We start from the raw sequence: 3,944 nt of genomic DNA on the forward strand, positions 1-3,944 counted from the left end.
GCTGACTCTCGGCCTCTTGTGTCGCTTTTTCGGTAACTGGATCGCTCGACTTGGACGCATGCGGTGGCGTTGCAAACATCTGATCAAAATAGTCCAACAGCAAGTCGTCCGCACGGCTCGCTTTGGTTTCCTTATTTTGATCGGACTTCTCTTTGCTCACTTCTTACCTCGGCGCCATTTTAGGCTGCATTACTTCGTCTGAGGTAAACAACAAGCTGAGATGCGACCTGCAACAAACTTGATTTAACACGCGCGTTGTCGCGCAACTGTCGGCTTAACCTCAGAGTGGTAAGCAAAATTAAAACAGCTTCCTGCTGACTTGGTGTTCGCTGACCACTTAAAATGTCGTCTAGTTTAATCGTACGCTGTAACTCAAATCGGTTACGTATAACCTTAACCGGCATTGGCGTTGATAATAGAGCATCAAGATAGTCACCAATGATCTCATCATTTCCCACGGAATTGTTTTCCTTAAGAGAAATGTGCAAATGCCCTCGCTCCCGCTATATCCCGTTAGGTGTTTTTTCTAACAGAGTTTCAAGCAATTTTTTATACGCTCTAACGCCGTGAGTCGCAGCGTCAAGCTCGGAAGGAACAAGCCCTTGCATACTTGCATCTCGAAACTTCGTATCTACCGGGATAGCGAACTTCCACACGTTGTCACCCCATGTTTGTTTGATGGTTCTCAGACTCTGAGTTGACGCCTGAGTTCGGCGGTCAAACATTGTAGGCAAAATCATGTGCTGCAAATTGCTTTTCTGGGATCGAATCACCATCGTTAAGGTGTGCATCATTCTTTCCAATCCCTTAATCGCTAGAAACTCGGTTTGAACAGGTACAACAAGCTGCTGACTAGCGGCCAAAGCGTTAATCATCAGCACTCCTAAAGAAGGAGAGTTATCGATCAGAACGAAATCGTATTGATCCCACAACAAAGCGAGGGTCTTAGAGATGATTAAACCCATACCATCAACGCCGACCATTCGACGCTCAAGCGTCGCTAGAGCGGTTGAGGCCGGCATAAGATCCAAGCCCGGGCAAGAAGTTGCCGTAATAAGGGATTCCGGCAAACCATCAGGTACCGCGCCCTTGTGCATAAACAGATCAAATACACTCTGTTCGATTGTGTCAGGATCATGACCAAAATAGCTAGTAAGCGAACCATGGGGGTCAAGGTCCATAACAAGAACACGCTTGCCTTGTGACGCTAGCAGGCCTCCAAGCGTTACAACCGTAGTGGTTTTACCTACCCCACCCTTCTGATTAGCGATCGCCCAAATACGCACGTTTGAATGACTCCTGAATTATATTTTTTGTACTTCATAATCTATGGCAGAGATCATAGCATTTGGCTACTTCACTCGGAATGAAAGCCATAAATACTGAACCGCCAACAAAATGTCGTTATTGAAGAAAAAGCACATCTCATGCCAAAAAGTGGTTCGCGCACGTTTGATTTGGCATAAAAATCACAGAGTTATGCATCAAAGATGAGGAATAAAATGAAGTAGATGCTTATTCGATCAGGCTCTGTCTCACATCTCCCGAGCGCGAGATCAGTAAGACGATACGACGGTTTTCTCTTCGGCCTTGTGGCGTGTCATTTCGAACCAATGGTCGGTATTGCCCATAGCCGATGGCCGCCATGCGACCTTCGTCGATCCCTTCAATAGACAACAACCTGAGAAAAGTAGCCGCTCGCGCCACCGAAAGCTCCCAGTTACTTGGAAATTGGCTATTGTTGATTCTCAGATTATCAGTATGCCCTTCAATCAATACGCCGTTATTTTTTGACCGTAAGACCCCTGAGATTCGCTTAATAACCTCAAAGGCCTCCTCCGCGGGGATAACCCCTCCGCTTTGAAACACAACTTCGTCGCGCAAGGATATTTCAACCCAGTCATCGAGAACCCGAACAGATAGTTGATCTTCGTAAATCAGATCTTCAAAACTTTCTTCAAACTCTCCAGCTATCGATTCGAGCTGCACATCGTCGGACTTTTCCTTGATCGACTCATAACTGTCTTGTCGACCAATCAAGATAGGGTTTATCCCTTCAGAAGCAGCCTGACGTTCAGTTCTATCGTTCAATTCTCCTATCTGAATCGGCTCGAGGCTTTTTGGGCGCGTGTTAAATATACCTTCCAGCGAATCTGACAAAACCTTGTATTTGCCCTCATTGACCGAAGAGATGGAGTACATAACAACGAAAAAGGCAAAAAGAAGCGTAATGAAATCTGCGTACGAGACCAGCCAGCGGTCATGATTTTCGTTTGAATTATGATGTCTGGAGCGTTTCATGAAAAAGCGCGCCTCAATCTGTTGAGTCTAAGTGCAAATAGCCTTTCAGCTTCAGCTCAAGGGAGCGAGGGTTCTCGCCCTCTGCAATGGAAATCAAACCATCAACAAGCATTTCGTGGTATCGAACGTGGCGTTCAACCTGGTATCGAATCTTGTTAGCGACGGGGAGCAAAAAGAGGTTCGCAAATCCCACCCCGTATATAGTAGCAACAAATGCCGTCGCAATACCTGCGCCGAGTGAGGATGGGTCAGCGAGATTGCTCATCACCTGAATCAATCCTAGTACCGCGCCAATTATTCCAATTGTCGGTGAGTAACCCGCCATAGAGTCATAAACCTTTGCGAGATCGAGATCACGCTGCTCGCGCGAATACATGTCTACCTCAAGAACCGACCGTATTGATTCTGGCTCAGAACCATCAACTAGGAGCTGCAAGCCTTTTTTACAAAAAGACTCCCGTTCTTTTGATAACACATCTTCTAGCCCAAGCAAACCTTCCTTTCTCGCTTTAATACTCCAAGAGAGCAACTTGTGTATGCCATCATCTATCGAAACATGAGGAGGAAAAAACACCCACCGCAATGCGGCGAGACTTCGCTTGAAAACGTTGAATGGTGTTTGAAGGCAAGTTGCAGCTAGCGTGCCGCCGATGACGATTAGCGCCGCTGGACCGTTGACGAGCGTCTCTATTGTCCCGCCTTCTATTGCGTTGCCACCAAAAATTGCCAAGAAGCCAAGTAGCAACCCGACAATGCTGAGGTAATCCATTAGGTCAACCTATTTACCAATTGCTCGGCAACATCGTTTATGTCCAAGCTCTTATCACTATAGCCTGCCTTATCGACCGCCATTGGCATACCATAGACAACGCATGTTGCCTCGGTCTGTGTCCAAACAGTCGATCCGCTAGACTTCATAAGCCGACAACCTTCTTTTCCATCTGCGCCCATCCCGGTTAAGACAATACTAAGCACCTTGCCAGGAAAACTCTTAGAAACGGAACCAAATGTAAGATCCACGGATGGTTTGTAAGTAAGACGCTCATCCCCGTCCAAGATAGAAATTGACGCTCTACCACCTCGATTCCCTACGAGCATTTGCTTGCCACCGGGCGCCAGATAGGCACAACCTGGTTGCAGCACATCGCCATCCTCTGCTTCTTTCACCTTAATAGCACTCAGTGCGTTCAGGCGCTCTGCGAAGGCAGGGGTAAATGTTGCCGGCATATGCTGTATAAGCAATATAGGTACCGGAAACGTTGCCGGTAGCTTGGTAACCACTTTTTGTAATGCAACGGGACCGCCAGTTGATGTGCCAATAGCAACAACACTAACAGGATGTTTTCTCTCTGTACCAGATGATCGACCTGAGCTGCCTGAACTGGCCGATCTTGGTGAAGCTGAATTATTGGACGAAGAACGGCTTAAACCACCATTTGCCAACTTCTGCAGGCGTTCTCTCGTGGTGAGTGAATCACCGCTCTGCACCGATGAAGCAGTCGTTCTGGGCGAAGTATTCGGACTAGATCTGGGAGCAAGTCGATTCTTTCGGGCGATAGAAAGAATACGATTCGTCAGCACATCTTGCATCTTCGTCGCATCACGCGCGATGTCTTCGAAGTTTTTCGGTAGGAAGTCCACAG

General features: G+C 47.2%; 5 protein-coding genes. All 5 read right to left on the bottom strand.

Features of this window, described 5'->3' with window-relative positions; genetic code table 11:
- Positions 1 to 179: 179 nt before the first annotated feature.
- The gene (locus A3751_RS13640) at positions 180 to 458 is read right to left on the bottom strand and encodes a hypothetical protein (RefSeq protein WP_068456994.1); all 279 of its coding nucleotides are present in this window, start codon (positions 456 to 458) and stop codon (positions 180 to 182) included.
- Between the two features lie 45 nt (positions 459 to 503).
- Positions 504 to 1,286 carry a ParA family protein gene (locus A3751_RS13645; protein ID WP_068456997.1) on the bottom strand — a complete coding sequence of 261 codons (783 nt, stop codon included), beginning with the start codon at positions 1,284 to 1,286 and terminating at the stop codon, positions 504 to 506.
- A 229-nt stretch (positions 1,287 to 1,515) separates the two neighbouring features.
- The gene (motD, locus tag A3751_RS13650) at positions 1,516 to 2,301 is read right to left on the bottom strand and encodes a flagellar motor protein MotD (protein ID WP_068456999.1); all 786 of its coding nucleotides are present in this window, start codon (positions 2,299 to 2,301) and stop codon (positions 1,516 to 1,518) included.
- A gap of 13 nt (positions 2,302 to 2,314) precedes the next feature.
- Complete coding sequence (locus tag A3751_RS13655) at positions 2,315 to 3,070, bottom strand: flagellar motor protein (protein ID WP_068457002.1); 756 nt, start codon at positions 3,068 to 3,070, stop codon at positions 2,315 to 2,317.
- On the bottom strand, positions 3,070 to 3,944 hold an 875-nt coding region (gene cheB, locus A3751_RS13660; RefSeq protein WP_082863253.1), incomplete at its 5' end, for a chemotaxis-specific protein-glutamate methyltransferase CheB. The genes A3751_RS13655 and cheB, both read right to left, overlap by 1 nt.

It is taken from the genome of Oleiphilus sp. HI0080 (genome assembly GCF_001635135.1).

Bases quoted from the DNA above. Each gene is read 5' to 3' on its own strand.
- motD (WP_068456999.1), bottom strand. From the start codon at position 2,301: ATGAAACGCTCCAGACATCATAATTCAAACGAAAATCATGACCGCTGG.
- A3751_RS13655 (WP_068457002.1), bottom strand. From the start codon at position 3,070: ATGGATTACCTCAGCATTGTCGGGTTGCTACTTGGCTTCTTGGCAATT.